We start from the raw sequence: 18902 nt of genomic DNA on the forward strand, positions 1-18902 counted from the left end.
ACGTGGCCCTTCCTGTCGTAAGAGGTCCCCGTCAGAACAACCGCAGCTTGTCGTCCTCGATGCCCCTGAGCGCGTCGTAGTCCAGCACCTGGCACCCGATGCCCCGGTCGGTCGCGAGGACGCGGGCCTGCGGCTTGATCTCCTGGGCCGCGAAGATGCCGCGCACCGGCGCGAGATGGGGATCGCGATTCAACAGCTCGAGGTAGCGCGTGAGTTGTTCCACGCCGTCGATCTCCCCGCGCCGCTTGATCTCCACGGCGACGGTCTGGCCGTTGCCGTCCCGGCACAGGATGTCGACGGGGCCGATGGCGGTCGGGTACTCGCGGCGGATGAGCGTGTAGCCCTCGCCGAGCGTCTCGATGCGGTCGGCGAGGAGCTCCTGGAGGTGCGCTTCCACGCCGTCCTTGATCAGCCCTGGATCCACGCCGAGTTCGTGGGTGGAGTCGTGGAGGATCTCCTCCATCGTGATAATGAGCTTCTCGCCCGCCTTGTTGGTGACGGTCCACACGCCGTCTTCGTCGCCCGAGCCCTCCTTCAGCGTGCAGGGCGGCGACATCCAGTTCAGGGGCTTGTAGGCGCGGTCGTCCGCGTGGATCGAGACGCTGCCGTCCGCCTTCACCAGGATCAGACGGGGCGCTGACGGGAGGTGGGCGGTGAGCCGGCCCGCGTAGTCGACGGAGCATCGGGCAATGACGAGACGCATGGTCGGCAACGCTACTCGACGCGCGGCGGTGCGCGCGATTCGCCCGGTTGCCTCCCACCCCTGACTCTTGACCGACGGCCTGTGGACCGCCCCTTTTTTCCCTGGATAACCCTTGTTCACTCGTGGCCGATTGTGTGCCCAACCCGTCTTGCCTGTACGTACATTCGCCTGGTGGCCTCACGTTCTGATGCCTACCGTAGTGAACGGGAGGTCGCGATGTGTGTACGCAGCGTGTTCGATATCGCGAACCTTCTTACCTGTCCGGCAACCCCTGCTGTTCGGGGGTGCGAGAGGAGAACTCATGTCGCTCGACGTCTCACCGGCCCTACTCGAACAGGCCGAGCGAGGCGAGGTCGACGAAGCTGCCTTCGTCGACTGCGTCCGGACCTCCCTGCCCTACGCATGGGAGATGATCAGCTCCCTGGTGGCCCAGCTGAAGGTGGACGGCGGAGAGTTCGCCGACAACCAGACGCCCCCGCCGGACGAGCAGGCACGCGGTCAGTTGCTGCGTGCGCTCGCGAGTGACGCCATACGCGGTGCGCTGCAGCGGCACTTCGGTGTGCGGCTTGCCTTCCAGAACTGCCACCGGGTGGCGGTGTTCCCGCTGGACGCCTCGGCCGACGAGAGGCTGGCCCGCTTCACGTCGGTGCGCAGCCAGCTGCTCAACCAGTCCCCGGAGCTCAGGGACTGCTGACGCAGTAGGTGGCTTGCTTGCCGCTCCGCCCGCGGGAGGTGCATGGAGTGCTGGGGCGGCAAGCCTTCCGCGACGCGGCCCGCTCAGCCGAGGTGGGGCAGTACGTCGGCACCGAGTCGCCGTACGTTCTCCTCCGTCGCCGCGAGGTCCCCCGAGCCCTCGACGAGCAGGGCGAAGCGGGAGATGCCGGTCCGCTCGGAGGTCGCCGCGAGCCGGTCGGCGCACAGCCGCGGGGTGCCCACCGGGTGCAGCCCGCAGAGCAGTTCGGTGTACGCGAGCGGGTCGCGCATCGGCCGGGCGCGGCCGTCGACCGTGCCATGGGCGTCCAGGCCTTGCTTCAGCCACCCCGGCATCGCCTTCAGCAGCGTCTCCACCGCGTCGGAGCGCCGGTCGGCGATCTGGCAGACGCCGGCCGAGACATGGGCGGCGCCCCGGACCTGCTCGGCCGGCCGCCCCGCGGCATGCGCGCACCTTTGCCACAGGGCGACCATCTCGGCCTTCTCCTCGTCCCCGACGTGCATCCCCAGCAGCATCGGCAGTCCGTGCTCGGCGGCCAGCCGCACGCTTGCCGGGGAGGTGCAGGCGACGACGACCTCGGGGCCCGGGGCCTCCGTCAGTGCCTCCGACGGGCGGGGTACGACGGGGACCTCACGGAAGGTGAATCGTTCCCCCGAAGCGGACACCGACGCTTCGCGCAGCCAGCGAACCAGCAGATCGAGTGATTCCGGGAAGCCCTTCTCGTACGCCTCCAGCCCCGTCCCGAAGACCTCCAGGTCCACCCAGGGCCCCCCGCGCCCCACGCCCAGCGAGAACCGCCCGCCGCTCGTCACGTGCAGCAGCGCGGCCTGCTCGCCGAGCGCGACCGGGTGGGCGGTGGGCAGTACGCTGATCGCCGTACCGACCCGGATGCGGTGGGTGCGGCCAAGCAGCAGCGCGGCCAGGGTCACCGCCGACGGGCACGTCCCGTACGGCACGAAGTGGTGCTCGGCCAGCCAGACCGTGTCGAGCCCCGCATCCTCGGCGACCTCGGCCGAGCGGACCGCGCGGTGCAGCGCCTCCCCCTGGCCCTGACCCGGAAACTGGGCCGCCAACACGAAACTTCCTACGCGCATTGCATTTCCTGCTTCCTTGGCTCCGACACGGAGCTCCCCCACCGGGGATAACCGCCCGACACGTGCCGAGGACACGGCTTGGCGAAGAGATTTGCGGATTGTCTGTGGAATGGGTCGCCCCGGAGGGGACTTGTGGGGGTTGGCGCCCTACGCGTACCCCGGTCCGTGCCGCGTAGGCTGGACATGGCCCGTGCTTCCTGTACAGCTCCGTGAGGTGTCCTGTGTCCCCGCGTCGCAACCGACCCAAGGGTTCCTGCTCGTTCGGCCCGAGTGCCGAGGACGACCGCGCGGGCCGCTACGGCGGCTGGCGGTCCACGGAGAGCTGGCAGGGCGAGGACTGGAGCGTGCGCCACGTGGCGGGCGCGAGCGCGCAGGGCAAGACGTACCGCTGCCCGGGCTGTGACCAGGTGATCCCTTCCGGCGTCCCCCACGTGGTGGCCTGGCCCGAGTACGCGGGCGTGGACGACCGCCGGCACTGGCACAAGGCGTGCTGGAACGCGAAGGACCGCCGCACCACGCGGGTGCAGCGGTCCCGTAACGCGCCGAGGTTCTGAACCGGGCTTACACGTCCCGCTTCTGCAGCAGCGCCCAGGCGCCGGCGAAGGCGACGGCCGTCACGCCCAGGATGATCCACAGCGGATCCCAGCCCGACGGGCCGGAGCGGCTGAGGGAGTTGGAGTAGAAGACGCTCAGCTGGTTCGGGATCGAGTACTCGAACAGGGCGGTGCGCACCTGCTCCAGCGACTGCGTGAACATGAACAGCGCGATGACCAGTGGGGCGAGCACAACGCCGATCATGATGGTGATGGCGCCCGCCGAGTGCCGCAGGATCGAGCCGATGACGAGCGAGAGCAGCCCGAGCAGGGCCAGGTAGAGGCTGACGCCGACCGTGGCCTTGAACCACTCCCCGCCGGACGGCTGCCGGGCGCCGCTGCCCTCCAGCATGGCCACCTGCGCGAAGGCGACCAGGGCGGAGGACACCAGGGTGACCACGAACGCGACGAGGAAGAACACGATGGCCTTCGCCGCGAGCACCCGCCCCCGGGTGGGGCACGCCGTCATCGTGGTCCGGATCATGCCGGTGCCGTACTCCGAGGCCGTGGTCAGCACGCCGAGCGTGATGATGCAGATGCTGCCGAGGAGCAGCCCGAAGAAGCCCAGGGACAGCGGGTTCTCGCCACCCGAAAAGTCCGACGAGCCGACGACCACCGCGCCGGTCAGCAGCCCGATGCCGACCACGAGCAGGACGAACACGCCGAGCGTCCACATCGTGGAGCGCACCGACTTGATCTTCGTCCACTCCGAGGCGAGGGCGTGCCCGAGGTGCGTACGGACGACGGGGATCGGCGAGGTGTAACCGGGATACGGAGAACCGGCCGCCGCCTGCCAGGCGGGCGCGGCCTGCGGCATCGGAGTCTGGGGCGAGCTCATCGGGCGTCCTCGGGCTTGGTCGAGTCGGGGGCGGAGTCGGAGTCGGAGCGCTGCGCGGGCGGCTGTGGGGGCGCGGCGGCCGGGGCGGGCGGCTGGTCCTGTGCGGGGGCGGCGGGCTGTGCGGGCACCTGCGGCGCCTGGGGCGCCGGCTGCGCGTACGGGTTCGCCTGACCCGCGACGGGCGGCCCGGCAGGCGCGGACGGAGCACCGTACGGGTTCGGCTCTGCCGTGCCCGGAGCGGCGGAGGGCGCGGACGGAGCACCGTACGGGTTCGGCTGACTCGCGCCCGGGGCGGTACCGGGCGCGGCCGGGGCGCCGTAGGGCCTCGCGGGCGCCTGGGCGGGCCGCACCGGCTGACCGGGCTGTCCCTGCGGCGGCGCGAACGGCTGCCCGCCCTGCTGGGGCGGCGGTGGGGCGTACCAGCCGGGCTGGCCCTGCCCCGGCACCGGCACCGGCGGCTCGGCGCCGGGCGGCAGGGGCTGCATCAGCCCTGCCTTCTGGTCGGTCGTCGAGCGGTAGTCGACGGCGGCCTGCGTCATCCGCATGTACGCCTCCTCCAGCGAGGCCTGGTGCGGCGACAGCTCCCACAGGCGTACGTCGGCGTCGTGCGCGATGTCGCTGATGCGGGGGAGCGGCAGCCCGGTCACCCGCAGCGCGCCGTCCTGCTCCGGCAGCACGTGCCCGCCCGCCTCGGTGAGCGCGGACGTCAGCTTCTCCCGCAGCTGCGGCTCGGTGTCGGGCGTGCGGACGCGCGCGAAGTCCGCGGAGTTGGCCGAGATGAAGTCCTTCACGCTCATGTCGGCCAGCAGTTGTCCGCGGCCGATGACGATCAGGTGGTCGGCGGTCAGCGCCATCTCGCTCATGAGGTGACTCGACACGAACACCGTCCGTCCCTCCGCCGCGAGGGACTTCATCAGGTTCCGCACCCAGAGGATGCCCTCGGGGTCCAGGCCGTTGACCGGCTCGTCGAACAGCAGCACCTGCGGGTCGCCGAGCAGCGCCGCGGCGATGCCGAGGCGCTGGCCCATGCCGAGCGAGAAGCCCTTGGACCGTCTCCTGGCCACGTCCTGGAGGCCGACGACACCGAGCACCTCGTCGACGCGCCGGGCCGGGATGCCCGACAGCTGGGCCAGGCACAGCAGGTGGTTGCGGGCGGACCGGCCGCCGTGGACGGCCTTGGCGTCCAGCAGGGCGCCGACCTGGCGGGGGGCGTTCGGCAGCTTGCGGTAGGGGTAGCCGCCGATCGTCACCGAGCCCGCGGTGGGGTTGTCCAGGCCGAGGATCATCCGCATGGTCGTCGACTTGCCCGAGCCGTTCGGCCCGAGGAAGCCGGTGACGGCACCTGGCCGCACTTGGAAGGAGAGGTTGTACACGGCGGTCTTGTCGCCATAGCGCTTGGTCAGGCCGACTGCCTCGATCATGCTCCGCACCCATCGAAAGGTTCAGGACAGCGGGGCACACGCCCCCGTAAGGGATAGGAGGATATCGGGGCGCTGACGGTTCCACCCAAGGGAAGTAAAAGCACGCGGAGGACGGCCGGTGTCAGGCGTCCCGTTTCTTCAGCAGCACGTAGCCGCCGGCGAGCGCCGCGATCACCCACAGGGCCATGATGCCGAGTCCGCCCCACGGGCCGTACGGGGTGTCGTCGTCAACCAGGGGGACCACCTGCATGATCCGGCTGCCGGCCTGGTCGGGCAGGAAGCGGCCGACCTTCTTCGTCGCCGAGACGTTGCCGAGGATGTTGGAGATCAGGAAGAAGAACGGCATCAGGATGCCGAGCGACAGCATCGGCGAGCGCAGCATCGCGGCGACCCCCATCGAGAACATCGCGATGAGGGTCATGTAGAGGCCGCCGCCGATGACCGCGCGTAGCACGCCCTGGTCGCCGATCGACGCCCGGTGGGGGCCGAGCACCGCCTGCCCGAGGAAGAAGGCGGCGAAGCTGGTGGCCATGCCGACGACGAGGGCGAGGCCGGTGGCGACCGCCACCTTGCTGAACAGGAAGGCGCCGCGCTGCGGGACGGCGGCCAGCGAGGTGCGGATCATGCCGGTGCTGTACTCGTTCGACACCACCAGCACCCCGAACACGATCATTGCGAGCTGCCCGAGCGTCATGCCCGCGAAGCTGACGAACGTCGGGTCGAAGGAGAGCCGGTCCGGCGGGCCCATCCGGTCGAACTCGTTCTTCGACAGAGCAGAGATCAGCATGCCGAGGGCGACGGTGACGACCACGGCGAGGGACAGCGTCCACACGGTGGACGCCACAGACCGGATCTTGGTCCACTCGGACCTGATGACCTGGGTCGCCGCCATGCCTCAGCCCTCCTTCTTCCAGTTGCCGCCCCACTGCCGGCCGGGCGCGTCCGCGTGGGCGTGGTACTCCACCGACTCGGCGGTGAGCCGCATGAAAGCCTCCTCCAGCGAGGACTGCCGGCTGCTCAGCTCGTGCAGCACGATGTGGTGCTGTGCGGCCAGCTCGCCGATGTGCTCCGGCTTGCCCCCGTCGACCTCGAGCAGTCCGCCGCCGGTCTCGACGACCGTGATCCCCGCCCCGTGCAGCACGTCGCGCAGCTTCTCGCGCTGCGGGGTGCGGATCCGGACGTAGGAGCGGGAGTTCTGCTCGATGAAGTCGGCCATGGAGGTGTCGGCGAGCAGCCGGCCCTGTCCGATGACGACGAGATGGTCGGCGGTCAGTGCCATCTCGCTCATCAGATGGGAGGAGACGAAGACCGTACGGCCCTGGGACGCGAGGGACTTCATCAGGCTGCGGATCCAGTGGATGCCCTCGGGGTCGAGCCCGTTGACCGGCTCGTCGAACATCAGGATCCGCGGGTCGCCGAGCAGTGCGGCGGCGATGCCGAGCCGCTGGCTCATGCCGAGCGAGAAGGCCTTCTCCTTCTTCCGGGCGACCGCGGTGAGACCGACCGTGTCGAGGACCTCGTGGACCCGGCTCTTCGGGATGCCGTTGCTCTGGGCCAGGCACAGCAGGTGGTTGAAGGCGCTGCGCCCGCCGTGCACGGCCTTGGCATCCAGCAGCGCGCCGATGTACGTCAGCGGGTCCCTGAGCCGGTCGTAGTGCCGGCCGTCGATGCGGACGTCGCCGGCGGTGGGGCGGTCGAGGCCGAGGATCATCCGCATGGTCGTGGACTTCCCGGCGCCGTTGGGCCCGAGGAAGCCCGTGACGGTGCCCGGTACGACGGTGAAGGTGAGGCGGTTGACCGCCAGTTTCTCGCCGTACCGCTTGGTCAGCCCCTCGAGCTCGATCATGCGGCCACGCTAAAACGGCACAAAGCCCCCCGCCACCTGAGGTGGCGGAGGGCTTCGCGCGGATGTTCAGCCGCCGTACGCCCCGGTGTTACCGGGACTGCTGGGCCGGAACGCCGCGGGAGATCGGCTCGTCCTCGGCCGGCGAGCCCGTGGCGGCCACCGCGGCACCGGTGAGGGTCGCCAGCATCTCGCGCACGTTCGTCAGCTGGGCGTTGATCGAGTCGCGGCGGTTGGTCAGCGCAGCCAGCTCGCGCTCGGACTCCGAACGGATACGGTCCGCCTTGGCGTTGGCGTCGGCCACGATGTCCTCGGCCTGACGCTGGGCCGTCTCGACGGTCTGGCGGGCGCGGCGCTCGGCGTCGGTGCGCAGCTTCTCGGCCTCCAGGCGCAGCTGCTCGGCGCGGTGCTCGATCTCGGCGAGCCGCTTCTCGGCCTTGGCCTGACGGGACGCCAGGTCGCGCTCGGACTGCTCGCGGCGCTTGGCGAGGTTCGTCTCGAAGTCGGCGGCGGCCTGCGCGGCCTTGGCGCGGGTTTCCTCGAAGAGGGCGTCGGCCTCCTCGCGCTTGGACTGCGCGTCCTTCTGCGCCTCGGCCCGCAGCTGGGCCGCGTCGCTCTTGGCCTTCTCGACGATCCGGATGCCCTCTTCCTCGGCCTTCGCCTTGCGCTCCGCGGCGAAGGACTCGGCGTCGTTGCGGACCTGCTGGGCCGCCGACTCGGCGAGTTCGCGGTGCTGCTCGGCCGCGCGCCGGGCCTCCTCACGCAGATCCTTGGCCTCTTCCTCGGCGAGGCGGAGGATCTTCTCGACCCGCGCGCCGAGACCCGCGTACGACGGCTCGGCGTCGCCGATCTGGGCCTGGGCGTTCTGCGTCTCGAGGTGGAGCTCCTCGATGCGCTTCTCCAGGGCGGTGATGCGGGCGAGAGCACTGTCACGGTCGGAGACGAGCTTGGAGATACGTTCGTCCACCTGAGCGCGGTCGTACCCACGCCGCACAAGCTCGAAGCCGTAGGGGGAAGTGTCGCTCATGGGGTTCCTGTCGAATGAGACCGGTGAGGTGATAGGTGGAATCCTAGGGGCCGAAGCGGTGTGTCATCGAGCGGATACGTGTTTGATCTGGAGAATGACACCTCTTTTGAGTGGCTGACCGCCGGAAAGCTTGCCAAAGACTTGGTCAAATCCCCCAGAAGACACCGAATACGCCCTCCACGCTAGCTCTCTGACGGCTTGCCACCCGAACGGGGTGCGCCCACGGTCGCTCCCGCCTTGACGCCGGCGTCCTTGCCGGCCGACGGGGCCTCGAAAGACTCCAACGCTTCCAGGACGTCCTGGACACGGGAGATCTCGGCATTGATGTCCTCGCGGCGCCGCATCAGGATCTCCAGCTCCCGCTTGCCCTCCTCGACCGTGCGCCTGGCCTCGCGGATCGCCTCGGCCTTGAGCTCCTCGGCCTCCTTGACCAGCGCGGCCTTCTTCTGCTCGGCCTCCTTGAGCAGCCCCTCGGCCTTCTTGACCGCGGCGATGCGCACCTTGCCCGCCTCGGAGTTGGCCTCCGAGACGATCTCCTTGGCCTTGGCCTGCGCCTTGGCGAGCTGCTCCTCGGCGGCCTTGATGAGCGCGTCGCAGCGGTCGCCCGTGGACTTCATCGTCTCGGCGGCCTCGCGCCGGGCGCGCTCGTGCAGCTCCTCGATCTCGGCCGTGATGCGCTCGCGCAGCTCCTCCGCGCGCTCGCGGATCGCGGTGGCGTCCCGGCGGGCGCCGACGAGCAGCTCGTCCGCGTCCGTACGGGCCTTCTCCACCAGCGCGTTGCCCTCGACGGTCGCCTCGGACAGGATCCGGTTGGCCTCCTGGCGGGCCGCGCCCACCATCGTGTCGGCCTGGGACTCCGCGTCCGCCTTCGTCTTGACCGCGCTCTGCTGCGCCTCGGTGAGCAGCTTGTCGGCCTCGGCCGTGGTCTCGGTGATGAGCTTGTCGACCTGCTCGGCCGCCTCCGAGCGCCGCTTGTTGGCGTCCTTGCGGGCCTCGTCCAGCGTCCGCTCGGCCTCCTCGCGCGCGGCGGCCACCAGGCGCTCGGCCTCCGCCTGCGCCTCGGCCCTGACCCGCTCGGCCTCGGTGCGCAGCCGCTCGGCGTGCTGCTGGGCCGAGCCGACCGTCTCGGCGGCCTCGGCGCGCAGCCGCTCCGCGTCCCCGGTGGCGTCCGTGATCAGCTTCTCGGCCTTGGCGATCGCCTCGGTGCGGACCCGGTCGGCCTCGGCGACCGTCTCCGACTGCAGGCGCTCGGCCTCGGCCCGCGCCTCGGAGATGAGCGTGTCCGCCTGCGTCGCCGCGTCCGACCGGATGCGGTTGGCGTCCTCGCGGGCCTCCGCGCGGGTGCGGGCGGCGTCCTGGTCGGCCTGCGCGATGGTGTCGGAGGCCTCGGTCCGCACCCGCTGGGCGTGCTCGGCGGCGTCCGCGCGGATCCGGTCCGACTCGGCGATCGCCTCGGACACCGTGCGCTCCGCGAGCGCCTTGGCGGCCTCGGACTCCTCCTGGGCCTCGCGCCGCAGCCGGCCGGCGTCCTCACTCGCCCGCTCGCGCTCGGCGTAGGCGTCGGCGCGGACCCGGTCCGCCTCTTCCTGGGCCTCCCGGCGCGTACGGTCCGCGGCGTGCTCGGCGGCGGAGCGCAGGCCGGCGATCTCCTCCTGCGCCTGCTCGTGCAGCCCGGCGACGGAGTCCCGTACCTGCTGGGCGTGCTGCTCGGCGGCCGACACCATCTCGGTGGCGCGCCGGTCGGCCTCCTCCAGCAGGCGGGTGGCCTCGGCCTGCGCCTCCTCCACACGCCTGCGCGCGGAGGCCAGCAGCTCCTCGCTCTGCTCGCGGGCCCGCTCGCGCTCCTGGTCGGCCTCCTGCCGTGCGGCGCCGAGGAGTTCCTCGGCCTCGCGGCGGCGCCGGGCGGCCTCCTCCTGGGCGGCGGCCAGCGTCTCGGAGGCTTCGGTGCCGAGCCGCTCGGCGGCGGCCTGCGCCTCCGCACGGACCCGGTCGGCGGTGTCCTGGGCCTCCGCCTTGAGCCGCTCGGCCTCGGCCGCGGCCTCCGAGCGCAGCCGTACGGCGATGGCCTCGCCCTCGGCGCGGGAGGCGGACGCGTCGGAGGCGGCCTCGGTGCGCAGCCGCTCGGCCTCCTCCTCCGCCTGCTGCTGCAGGGTGCGGATGCGCTCGGCGGCCTCGGTGCGCAGCCGGTCCGTCTCCTCGGCGGCCTCGCGGCGGATGCGCGCGGCCTCCTCGCGGGCGTCGGTCAGTGCCTGCTCCGCGGCGGCGAGCCGCTGCTCGACCTCGGTGTGCAGCCGCGTCAGCTCGTCGGCGGCCTCCGCCTGCCGGGCCGCGACCGCCCGCTCGGTCTCCTCGCGCAGCTCGCGCGCGGCCCGCTCGGCGTCCGTCTTGATGGCCTCGGCCTGCTCGGCGGCCTCCGCGCGGTGCCGCTCGGCCTCCTTGCGGGTGCGTTCCAGGGTTTCCTCGGCCTGCCGGCGCAGCGTGGTGGCCCGCTCGATGGCCTCGGTGCGGACCTTCTCACTGTCCGTCTGGGCGGTGGTGCGCAGCTCGTCGGCGTCGGCCTTCGCCTTGGCCAGCAGCTCCTCGGCGGACCTGGCCGCCTCCTCGATCTGCGCCACGGCCTCGCGCCGGGCCTCCGCGCGGATCTTCTCGCCCTCGGCGACCGCGTCGGCTCGCAGCTGCTCGGCCTCGCCGCGCAGCCGGCGGGCCTCCTCCTGCAGCTCGACCGTCTTGGCGCGGTACTCCTTGGTGTCGTCCTTGGCCGCGCCCTTGAGCTGCTCGGCGATGTCGTGCGCCTCGGCCCGCAGCCGGTCGGCCTCGGCCTCGGCCTCCCGGCGGATCCGCTCGGCCTCCTCGGCCGCGGCCTTGGTGGTCTTCTTGGCGTCCTCCGACGCCTTGTTGAGCACGTCCTCGGCGGTCTTGGCCGCCTTCGACAGCTGGGTGGCCGTCTCCTCGGCGGTGATGCTGCGGGCCTTCTCCGCCGCCTCGGCGACGATCTTCTCGGCCTCGGCGCGGGCGTCCGCGACCAGCTGCTCGGCCTCGGACTTGGTGTTCTCGGCCTCCTTCGTGGCCTCTTCGACCAGCCGGGCGACCTGCTCCTTCGCCGTCCGCGTACGTGTCTCGTTCGCCGCCTCGGCGCTCGCGAGGGCCTTGGCGGCGGCCTCCCTGGCCTCGGCGACCAGCTTCTCCGCCTCGGCCCGCGCCTCGCGCAGCGCCGCCTCGGCCTCCGCCATGCGCTGCTCGGCGGCCCGGCTCAGCTCGGCGGCCTGGCGGCGGGCGGCGTCCGACTCGGTGGCGGTGGAGGTGCGCAGCTGCTCGGCGTGGTCGGTGGCCTCCTGGGCCTGGGTGGAGGCCGCGTTCAGCAGCCGCTCGGCGTCCGTGCGGGCGCGGCGCAGGATCTGCTCGGCCTCCGCGCGGGCCGCCTCGGCCTCGCTCTGCAGGCGCTGCCGGGCCTCGGCGGTCAGCCGCTCGGCCTCCGCGCGGGCGGCCGCAATGGCTTGCTCGGCCTCGGCACGGGACTCGTCGAGGAGGCGGCGGGCCTGCTGTTCGGTGCGGGCGCGCAGCTGCTCCGCCCACGCCACGTTCTCGTTGACGTGCGACTCGACGGTCTGCCGGCGCTCGGCGAGCTCCTGGTCCAGCTGCTGGCGGCGGGCCACGGCCTCGGCGTGCAGCTCGGCCTGCAGGCGGGCGGCCTGCTCGGCGTGCTCCTGGAGGATGCGCTGGGTCTGCGCCCGGGCCTGGCTCAGCTCGCGCTCGGCGTCGGCGCGGATCTGGTCGGCCTGCATCTGCGCGTTGCGCAGCAACTGCTCGGCCTGGTAGCCGATGTCGGCGCTGTCGTAGGCGGGCCGGGACATGATGGTGCGGCGCGCCTCGTGCAGCTTGGCGCGCAGCACCTCGACCTGGTAGCCGAGGTCTTCGGCGTGCTGGATCGCCTTTTCCCGCTCGGTCTTCAGCCGATCCATCTCGGCCTCGAACCGAGAGAGGTGGTCGACGTCAGCCGCCGGCTCTCGCTCCTGGCGTTCGTAGCCCCGCACTGCGCGGTCCCATCCGTCCCCTGGTCGCAAGCTTCTCCGAACGAGCTCCGTCCATCCGCCGAACGGGGCCCCCGGGGAATGGTGTCAGATCAACGACGGAGCATGGGCTGTTGCCCCGACGCTCGTCCCCCGAAACCCGGACCCCGGAATGCGGTCGCCCTGCACCGCAGAGACGACCGCCCCCAACCCTACCGGCCCTTATGTACGAGGGTCAGTGCTCGGCCGACTCAACAGGCGCCGAAGTGACCAGTTCTGTCAGGACGCCGTGACAGTCCTTTGGGTGCAGGAAGGTGATCCGTGACCCCATGGAGCCGCGTCGCGGCTCCTCGTACAGAACGCGTACGCCCTTGTCGCGGATGTCGGCGGCGTCGGAGTCGACATCCGCCGTACCGAAAGCGATGTGGTGGACGCCCTCCCCGTTCTTGGCCAGCCACTTCGCGACGGTGGAGTCCTCGCGGGTCGGCTCGAGGAGTTGCAGGTACGACGAGCCGCCGTCGGACGTATCGTTGATCTTGAGCATGGCCTCGCGGACGCCCTGCTCCTCGTTGACCTCCGTGTGGAAGACCTCGAAACCGTAGGTGGCCTTGTAGAACTCGACGGTCGCGTCGAGGTCGTGGCAGGCGATCCCGATGTGGTCGATTCGCGTCAGCATGGATTCAGTGCAGCGCTCCGGAGGTGGTTACGCAACGTGCGCGCGATCACACCGACGGCCCGATGACGGGGCGGACTACCCCTCAGTACATTCGAAGTAAACCCTCGTTCACTCCTCGGCTGTGCAAGCCGGTAAGGGGATCGCAGCTCATGTCTTCTGGAACGAACAGCTCTGTGATCGTCGCGGGCGCGCGTACGCCCATGGGGCGGTTGCTGGGCTCGCTGAAGCCCTTCTCGGGAGCCGACCTCGGCGGCTTCGCGATCAAGGCCGCTCTCGACCGTGCGGGGATCGGGGGCGACCAGGTGCAGTACGTGATCATGGGCCAGGTGCTGCAGGCCGGGGCGGGGCAGATCCCGGCCCGCCAGGCCGCGGTCAAGGCCGGCATCCCGATGAGCGTCCCGGCGCTCACCATCAACAAGGTCTGCCTGTCGGGCCTCGACGCGATCGCGCTGGCCGACCAGCTGATCCGCGCGGGCGAGTTCGACGTGATCGTCGCGGGCGGCCAGGAGTCCATGACCAACGCGCCCCACCTGCTGCCGAAGTCCCGCGAGGGCTTCAAGTACGGCGCCATCGAGATGCTCGACGCGATGGCCTACGACGGCCTGACCGACTCCTTCGAGGGCATCGCCATGGGCGAGTCGACCGAGAAGCACAACACGCGCCTCGGCATCGGCCGCCAGGAGCAGGACGAGATCGCCGCCCTGTCCCACCAGCGCGCCGCCGCCGCGCAGAAGAACGGCATCTTCGAGGCCGAGATCACCCCGGTCGAGATCCCGCAGCGCAAGGGCGACCCGGTCCTGTTCAGCAAGGACGAGGGCATCCGCGGCGACACCACGGTGGAGTCGCTGGCCAAGCTGCGCCCGGCCTTCGCCAAGGACGGCACGATCACCGCCGGCACCTCCTCGCAGATTTCGGACGGTGCGGCGGCCGTGGTCGTGATGAGCAAGGCCAAGGCGCAGGAGCTGGGCCTGGACTGGATCGCCGAGATCGGCGCCCACGGCAACGTGGCCGGCCCGGACAACTCCCTGCAGTCGCAGCCGTCGAACGCGATCCTGCACGCCCTGAAGAAGGAGGGCCTGGAGGTCTCCGACCTGGACCTCATCGAGATCAACGAGGCCTTCGCCGCCGTGGCCGTCCAGTCAATGAAGGACCTCGGCGTGTCCACGGAAAAGGTGAATGTCAACGGCGGTGCCATCGCCCTGGGTCACCCGATCGGTATGTCCGGCGCCCGCCTCGTGCTGCACCTGGCGCTGGAACTCAAGCGCCGCGGCGGCGGCGTCGGCACGGCCGCCCTGTGCGGTGGCGGCGGCCAGGGCGACGCGCTGATCGTCCGGGTGCCCAAGGCCTGAACACCGGGCAAAAGCACCCTTGACCGACCTCTTTACGTGAACGTTTACGTGAACGGAGCTGTGATGCAGGACGTCTCCTCTCTGGTGGCCCAGGCCAGGGAAGGCCGGCCGCGGGCCGTGGCCCGGCTGATCTCCCTGGTGGAGGGGGCGTCCCCGCAGCTGAGGGAGGTCATGGAGACACTGGCGCCGCTGACCGGGAACGCGTACGTCGTCGGCCTGACGGGCTCGCCCGGCGTCGGCAAGTCGACGTCCACGTCGGCACTGGTGACGGCGTACCGCAAGCAGGGCAGGCGGGTCGGCGTCCTGGCCGTCGACCCCTCGTCCCCCTTCTCCGGCGGCGCCCTGCTCGGCGACCGGGTGCGGATGTCGGAGCACGCCTCCGACCCTGGCGTCTACATCCGTTCCATGGCGACGCGCGGCCACCTGGGCGGCCTCGCGTGGGCCGCCCCGCAGGCGATCCGGGTGCTGGACGCGGCGGGCTGCGACGTGATCCTCGTCGAGACGGTGGGCGTGGGCCAGTCGGAGGTGGAGATCGCCTCCCAGGCGGACACCTCGGTGGTGCTGCTGGCCCCGGGCATGGGTGACGGCATCCAGGCGGCGAAGGCCGGAATCCTCGAGATCGGCGATGTGTACGTCGTCAACAAGGCGGACCGGGACGGTGCGGACGCGACCGCCCGTGAGCTGAACCACATGCTGGGCCTCGGCGAGGCCCGCGGACCCGGTGACTGGCGCCCGCCCATCGTCAAGACGGTGGCGGCGCGGGGCGAGGGCGTCGACGAGGTCGTCGAGGCCCTGGAGAAGCACCGTGCCTGGATGGAGGAGCACGGTGTCCTGGCCGAACGCCGCCTGGCCCGGGCGGCCCGCGAGGTGGAGACGATCGCGGTCACGGCCCTGCGGGAGCGGATCGGCGACCTGCACGGCGACCGCCGCCTCAGCGCCCTCGCGGAGCGGATCGTGGCGGGTGACCTGGACCCGTACCGGGCGGCGGACGAACTGGTGGCGGGACTGACGGAGGCCTGAGCGCCCCTCGTGACACAGCGGAAGGCGGAGCCCTCAGGGGCTCCGCCTTCCGCTGCACGGGTGGCAGGGTCTGTGCGAGGCTACGGACGCCCTCGCTGCCCCCGCAGATGCTCGGCGATCGGCTTGAGGGCCTTGTCGAGCTCCACCAGCGCCTCGTGCGACAGCAGGTCGATGAAGTGCCTCCGTACGGACGCCACGTGGTGCGGCGCGACCTTCTGCATCGTCTCCATGCCGTGCTCGGTCAGGACCGCGTACAGCCCCCGGCGGTCGGACTCGCAGTTCTCACGGCGCACCAGGTTCGCGTTCTCCATGCGGGTGATCTGGTGCGAGAGGCGGCTCTTGGACTGGAGGGTGGCGGACGCGAGGTCGCTCATCCGCATCCGTAGGTCCTCCGACTCGGAGAGATTCACCAGGATCTCGTAGTCGTTCATCGTCAGGCCGAACGGCTGCAGGTCCTTCTCGAGTTGGTACGTCAACAGCCTGTTGACCTCCAGGTGGGTGCGCCAGGCGCACTGCTCCGCATCGGTCAGCCAGCGCGTGGCCGTCTCGGTCTCCATGAATGAAGTCTACCTAAGAAGTTGAAAGGTGAACTAGTGAGGGTCGTGTGACTGTGCGCACGCGTTCGACGTCACACTCCGCAGACTACCGCTCACAGCCCGAAGCGACGCTGGAGGTCCCCCAGCTGTCCGGGAAGGCGCGGTGTTCCCGGCTGCTGTCCGTGGCTTCCGGACACCCCTGCGCCACCGGGTACCCCGGGCTCCTGCGGAAGCACCCCCGTGGCCTGCTCGGGCATGAGGATCTCGGTCGACTGGAGCAGGACCGTGCCGGCTCCCACGAACTCGAACTGATGCTCCTCCCCGGAGGCCCCGCCGAGGCCCGTCACTGCACGTAGACCGCCCATTACGCCCGTCATGTAGCCGTGGTCGTAGTGGTGGCACGGCGACGGGCAGTCGGCCCAGCCGACGAGCGCCTGCGGGTCCACCCGGATCGGGGGTTCCATGAACACCACCGGACCGTTGGACGCGGCCACGAACTTTCCGGTTCCGATGAGTGTCAGAAAGCCCGGCACGATCGACTGCTTGAGAGCAAGACTTGGCTGAAAAGCGAGCAGGTTGCCGGAGCGAATGGTCAGATTGCCGTCGTCCAAGTCGTAGGAGTTGACGTCGAAGGCCCGGTCGGCGAGCAGCATCTTGCCCGAGCCCTCCGCCACGACCCAGCCGCTCGCGTGCAGAGGCGAATGAAAGGACGTGCGGACAAGGCGGTCCAGCCGGCCGTGCCCGATGCCGTTGAACTCGATCGCCCCGTAGTAGGCGATCATCTTCCCCTTCTGCAGGAACCACTGGCTCCCCTTGAGCTCCACGCAGAAGGTGTACTTGTTGACGTTGTCGTCGACGGGCAGCGTCATCGGGTCGTAGACCACCGGACCGGCGCCCGGAGTTCCGTACGTGCTCACAGCTTTTCCTCCGAGGCCTGGACGTACACCGCACCGCTGCCGCTCAGCTCCAGCTGGAACGCCTCCCCGGAGCCCCGTCCGACCATGTCGCGCCAGCCCAGAGCGGCGGACAGCTTGTTGCGGACGTCGCCGTGGTGGGCGACGTAGGCATGCGGGTCGACGTGCACCGGGCGCTGCGGGGTGATCGGGATCTCGAACACGCCTCCGTGCGCCATCACGGCCACCGAGCCGTGCCCCTTGAGGGTGGTGGTGAACAACCCTTGACCCGTCACCTGGCCCCGGACCATGCCCATGATCCCGCCCTGCGAGCCCATGAACATCGTGCCCTGCTGCAGGGTGCCCTCGAAGGCGAGCACGCGGTCCGCCTCCACGTGCAGGGTGTCGCCGGTGAGGTTGATGACCTGGACGTGGTGGCCGCCGTGCCCGAAGAAGACGGTCCCGCTGCCCTCCACCGTCATCAAAGGCGTGGCCTCACCCGCGACCCGGCGCCCGATCATCGACATCAGGCCGCCCTGGCCGCCCTGGATGTTCGGGGTGAAGGAGACGTCGCCCTTGTACGCGAGCATCGCGCCGCGCTGACTGAACAGCCTCTGGCCGGGCACCACCGTCGCCTCGACCATCTTCGAGTTGAGCTCCCGGAACGCCATGTCAGACATCCCCCGCGATCGTGTTCCGCTCGCTCGGCTGCACGTAGACCAGCCCGTCCCCCTCGAACCGGATCTGGAAGGCTTCCCCTCCGCCCTCCCCGAGGAACGTGCGGAACGTCACCCCGGACTGGAAGGATTGCCGGACGTTCCCCTGGTGGGCGATGTACGCGCCCGGGTCGACGATCAGGGGATACTGCGGGCTGACCCGCAGCACCACCGCCGGCCCGTCCGACATGATCGCCGCCTGGCCGTGCCCCTCGACGGTCGTCGTGAACAGCCCGTTGCCCTGCGAGGCCCCGCGCAGCCCCGTGAACGTCGTGCCCGTCCGCAGCCCGGCGTCCGTCGCCAGCAGATTGCTCGACTCCACGTACAGCTTGTCCCCCTGGAGATGGACGAGGTTGATCTCGGAGGCACGGTCGGCGAACCAGCAGGTCCCGTGCCCCCGTACCTCCATCACGGTCATCTGCTCGCCGGTGAGCCGCCGGGTCACCATCCCGCGCAGCCCCTCACCGCCACCGGTCAGCTTCTTGAAGGCCATCTGCCCGTCGTATGCGACCATCGAGCCGTTCTTCGCCTTCACGGCGTCCCCGGTCATGTCGACGGCGAGCACCTTGCTGCCTTGAAGTCGGAACATCGCCACGCTGCGAAGGTAGCGGCGGACGGGTCCCGCCGACAGGTCCGTGGGTGGAGTCGGACCCTGATCACACCCTTAGGGGCCCGGCGACCCGGCCCCCCTCCCGCCGACCGGACGGCGGTTTGCCACAATGGACGAACGTTTTGTGCTTCCGTTCACAAATGACGTCTCTCCCCCCCGAAGGTGACCCGTGGACATCAAGACCGCCACCGCCCTCCGCCGCCTCCGCCTGGTCTCCGCCCCCGAGGCCATCTCCTTCCTCCTCCTGCTGGTCTGCTCGGTCCTGAAGCGGACCACGGACTTCAACGCGGTGCCCGTGATGGGCTCGATCCACGGTGTCCTGTTCATCCTGTATGTGATCTTCTGGGCGGACGCCTGGAACCGCACCAAGTGGCCCCTGAAGACCGCCGCCTTCTACTTCGTCCTCTCCGTCCTGCCCACCGGCGGCTTCTTCGCCGAGCGCAGGCTCAAGCGCGCCGCCGAGGACGCGGTGATCGCCTCCCGTGCCCGCCGCGAAGGGATCGTGAACGCATGATCGTCGCCTTTTCCGTGACGCCGCTGGGCGTCGGGGAGGACGTGGGGGAGTACGTCGCCGACGCCGTCCGCGTGGTCCGCGAGTCGGGCCTGCCCAACCGCACCGACGCGATGTTCACCTCGATCGAGGGCGAGTGGGACGAGGTCATGGACGTAGTCAAACGCGCCGTCGCCGCGGTCGAGGCGCGCGCCCCGCGCGTGTCCCTGGTGCTCAAGGCGGACATCCGGCCCGGGGTGACCGACGGTCTCACCTCCAAGGTGGAGACGGTGGAGCGCCACCTGGCCGAGTAGGCCGCCGACTGCGGAAAACCCCGACCCGCGCGGGTCGGGGTTTTCTCATGCCCTCTGTTT

19 protein-coding genes are annotated in these 18902 nt (G+C 70.7%); 6 read left to right on the top strand and 13 right to left on the bottom strand.

Going from position 1 to position 18902, the window contains the following annotated elements:
* Window positions 1-31 precede the first annotated feature (31 nt).
* Window positions 32-703 carry an endonuclease NucS gene (gene nucS, locus ABZV31_RS31830; protein ID WP_355900353.1) on the bottom strand — a complete coding sequence of 224 codons (672 nt, stop codon included), beginning with the start codon at window positions 701-703 and terminating at the stop codon, window positions 32-34.
* A 301-nt stretch (window positions 704-1004) separates the two neighbouring features.
* On the opposite strand from nucS, the gene ABZV31_RS31835 reads away from it, so the two are divergent.
* Window positions 1005-1397 (top strand): SCO5389 family protein, encoded by a 393-nt coding sequence (locus tag ABZV31_RS31835; protein WP_355900354.1) that lies wholly within the window; start codon window positions 1005-1007, stop codon window positions 1395-1397.
* Window positions 1398-1480: 83 nt separating this feature from the next.
* Here ABZV31_RS31835 and ABZV31_RS31840 read toward each other — a convergent pair whose 3' ends face one another.
* On the bottom strand, window positions 1481-2509 hold the full coding sequence (locus ABZV31_RS31840; RefSeq protein ID WP_355900355.1) for an LLM class flavin-dependent oxidoreductase: 1029 nt from the start codon (window positions 2507-2509) through the stop codon (window positions 1481-1483).
* Between the two features lie 221 nt (window positions 2510-2730).
* On the opposite strand from ABZV31_RS31840, the gene ABZV31_RS31845 reads away from it, so the two are divergent.
* Window positions 2731-3063, top strand: coding sequence for an ATP/GTP-binding protein (locus ABZV31_RS31845; protein ID WP_355900356.1), 333 nt, complete (start codon window positions 2731-2733; stop codon window positions 3061-3063).
* Window positions 3064-3070: 7 nt separating this feature from the next.
* On the opposite strand, the gene ABZV31_RS31850 is transcribed toward ABZV31_RS31845, so the two are convergent.
* From ABZV31_RS31850 to mce, 7 genes are all read right to left on the bottom strand, one after another.
* Entirely contained in the window at window positions 3071-3940 is an 870-nt protein-coding gene (locus ABZV31_RS31850) for an ABC transporter permease subunit (protein ID WP_355900357.1), read from the bottom strand.
* Window positions 3937-5361 (bottom strand): ATP-binding cassette domain-containing protein, encoded by a 1425-nt coding sequence (locus tag ABZV31_RS31855; RefSeq protein WP_355900358.1) that lies wholly within the window; start codon window positions 5359-5361, stop codon window positions 3937-3939. Before ABZV31_RS31855 ends, ABZV31_RS31850 begins: the two co-directional genes overlap by 4 nt.
* A gap of 121 nt (window positions 5362-5482) precedes the next feature.
* Entirely contained in the window at window positions 5483-6253 is a 771-nt protein-coding gene (locus ABZV31_RS31860; protein WP_355900359.1) for an ABC transporter permease, read from the bottom strand.
* Window positions 6254-6256: 3 nt separating this feature from the next.
* Window positions 6257-7207, bottom strand: coding sequence for an ATP-binding cassette domain-containing protein (locus ABZV31_RS31865; protein ID WP_355900360.1), 951 nt, complete (start codon window positions 7205-7207; stop codon window positions 6257-6259).
* Between the two features lie 88 nt (window positions 7208-7295).
* Window positions 7296-8231, bottom strand: a complete 936-nt coding sequence (locus tag ABZV31_RS31870) for a cellulose-binding protein (RefSeq protein ID WP_355900361.1) — start codon at window positions 8229-8231, stop codon at window positions 7296-7298.
* Between the two features lie 182 nt (window positions 8232-8413).
* Window positions 8414-12262 carry a polarized growth protein Scy gene (gene scy / locus ABZV31_RS31875; RefSeq protein WP_355900362.1) on the bottom strand — a complete coding sequence of 1283 codons (3849 nt, stop codon included), beginning with the start codon at window positions 12260-12262 and terminating at the stop codon, window positions 8414-8416.
* Between the two features lie 211 nt (window positions 12263-12473).
* On the bottom strand, window positions 12474-12914 hold the full coding sequence (gene mce / locus ABZV31_RS31880; RefSeq protein WP_355900363.1) for a methylmalonyl-CoA epimerase: 441 nt from the start codon (window positions 12912-12914) through the stop codon (window positions 12474-12476).
* Window positions 12915-13063: 149 nt separating this feature from the next.
* Here mce and ABZV31_RS31885 point away from each other — a divergent pair, with 149 nt between their 5' ends.
* A complete protein-coding gene (locus ABZV31_RS31885; RefSeq protein ID WP_355900364.1) occupies window positions 13064-14263 on the top strand; it encodes an acetyl-CoA C-acetyltransferase in 1200 nt (399 codons plus the stop codon).
* A 63-nt stretch (window positions 14264-14326) separates the two neighbouring features.
* Entirely contained in the window at window positions 14327-15283 is a 957-nt protein-coding gene (gene meaB, locus ABZV31_RS31890; protein WP_355900365.1) for a methylmalonyl Co-A mutase-associated GTPase MeaB, read from the top strand.
* Between the two features lie 80 nt (window positions 15284-15363).
* Here meaB and ABZV31_RS31895 read toward each other — a convergent pair whose 3' ends face one another.
* The 4 genes from ABZV31_RS31895 to ABZV31_RS31910 form a co-directional block, all read right to left on the bottom strand.
* Entirely contained in the window at window positions 15364-15840 is a 477-nt protein-coding gene (locus tag ABZV31_RS31895; RefSeq protein WP_355900366.1) for a MarR family transcriptional regulator, read from the bottom strand.
* A 92-nt stretch (window positions 15841-15932) separates the two neighbouring features.
* Complete coding sequence (locus ABZV31_RS31900) at window positions 15933-16736, bottom strand: AIM24 family protein (protein WP_355900367.1); 804 nt, start codon at window positions 16734-16736, stop codon at window positions 15933-15935.
* Complete coding sequence (locus tag ABZV31_RS31905) at window positions 16733-17383, bottom strand: AIM24 family protein (RefSeq protein WP_355900402.1); 651 nt, start codon at window positions 17381-17383, stop codon at window positions 16733-16735. Before ABZV31_RS31905 ends, ABZV31_RS31900 begins: the two co-directional genes overlap by 4 nt.
* Before the next feature lies 1 nt (window position 17384).
* Window positions 17385-18017 carry an AIM24 family protein gene (locus ABZV31_RS31910; RefSeq protein ID WP_355900403.1) on the bottom strand — a complete coding sequence of 211 codons (633 nt, stop codon included), beginning with the start codon at window positions 18015-18017 and terminating at the stop codon, window positions 17385-17387.
* Window positions 18018-18207: 190 nt separating this feature from the next.
* On the opposite strand from ABZV31_RS31910, the gene ABZV31_RS31915 reads away from it, so the two are divergent.
* Complete coding sequence (locus ABZV31_RS31915; RefSeq protein WP_355900368.1) at window positions 18208-18552, top strand: DUF3817 domain-containing protein; 345 nt, start codon at window positions 18208-18210, stop codon at window positions 18550-18552.
* Window positions 18549-18842 carry an MTH1187 family thiamine-binding protein gene (locus tag ABZV31_RS31920; RefSeq protein ID WP_109496024.1) on the top strand — a complete coding sequence of 98 codons (294 nt, stop codon included), beginning with the start codon at window positions 18549-18551 and terminating at the stop codon, window positions 18840-18842. Before ABZV31_RS31915 ends, ABZV31_RS31920 begins: the two co-directional genes overlap by 4 nt.
* The last annotated feature ends 60 nt before the right edge of the window (window positions 18843-18902 follow it).

Source organism: Streptomyces sp. NPDC005202 (assembly GCF_040608235.1).
Lineage (GTDB): Bacteria > Actinomycetota > Actinomycetes > Streptomycetales > Streptomycetaceae > Streptomyces.

Coding starts and splice junctions, on each gene's coding strand:
- ABZV31_RS31870 (WP_355900361.1), bottom strand. CDS start 8,231: ATGAGCGACACTTCCCCCTACGGCTTCGAGCTTGTGCGGCGTGGGTAC.
- ABZV31_RS31905 (WP_355900402.1), bottom strand. CDS start 17,383: ATGGCGTTCCGGGAGCTCAACTCGAAGATGGTCGAGGCGACGGTGGTG.
- ABZV31_RS31895 (WP_355900366.1), bottom strand. CDS start 15,840: ATGGAGACCGAGACGGCCACGCGCTGGCTGACCGATGCGGAGCAGTGC.
- ABZV31_RS31840 (WP_355900355.1), bottom strand. CDS start 2,509: ATGCGCGTAGGAAGTTTCGTGTTGGCGGCCCAGTTTCCGGGTCAGGGC.
- ABZV31_RS31885 (WP_355900364.1), top strand. CDS start 13,064: ATGTCTTCTGGAACGAACAGCTCTGTGATCGTCGCGGGCGCGCGTACG.
- ABZV31_RS31860 (WP_355900359.1), bottom strand. CDS start 6,253: ATGGCGGCGACCCAGGTCATCAGGTCCGAGTGGACCAAGATCCGGTCT.
- ABZV31_RS31910 (WP_355900403.1), bottom strand. CDS start 18,017: ATGTTCCGACTTCAAGGCAGCAAGGTGCTCGCCGTCGACATGACCGGG.
- ABZV31_RS31865 (WP_355900360.1), bottom strand. CDS start 7,207: ATGATCGAGCTCGAGGGGCTGACCAAGCGGTACGGCGAGAAACTGGCG.
- ABZV31_RS31850 (WP_355900357.1), bottom strand. CDS start 3,940: ATGAGCTCGCCCCAGACTCCGATGCCGCAGGCCGCGCCCGCCTGGCAG.
- mce (WP_355900363.1), bottom strand. CDS start 12,914: ATGCTGACGCGAATCGACCACATCGGGATCGCCTGCCACGACCTCGAC.
- ABZV31_RS31855 (WP_355900358.1), bottom strand. CDS start 5,361: ATGATCGAGGCAGTCGGCCTGACCAAGCGCTATGGCGACAAGACCGCC.
- nucS (WP_355900353.1), bottom strand. CDS start 703: ATGCGTCTCGTCATTGCCCGATGCTCCGTCGACTACGCGGGCCGGCTC.
- ABZV31_RS31835 (WP_355900354.1), top strand. CDS start 1,005: ATGTCGCTCGACGTCTCACCGGCCCTACTCGAACAGGCCGAGCGAGGC.
- ABZV31_RS31920 (WP_109496024.1), top strand. CDS start 18,549: ATGATCGTCGCCTTTTCCGTGACGCCGCTGGGCGTCGGGGAGGACGTG.
- meaB (WP_355900365.1), top strand. CDS start 14,327: ATGCAGGACGTCTCCTCTCTGGTGGCCCAGGCCAGGGAAGGCCGGCCG.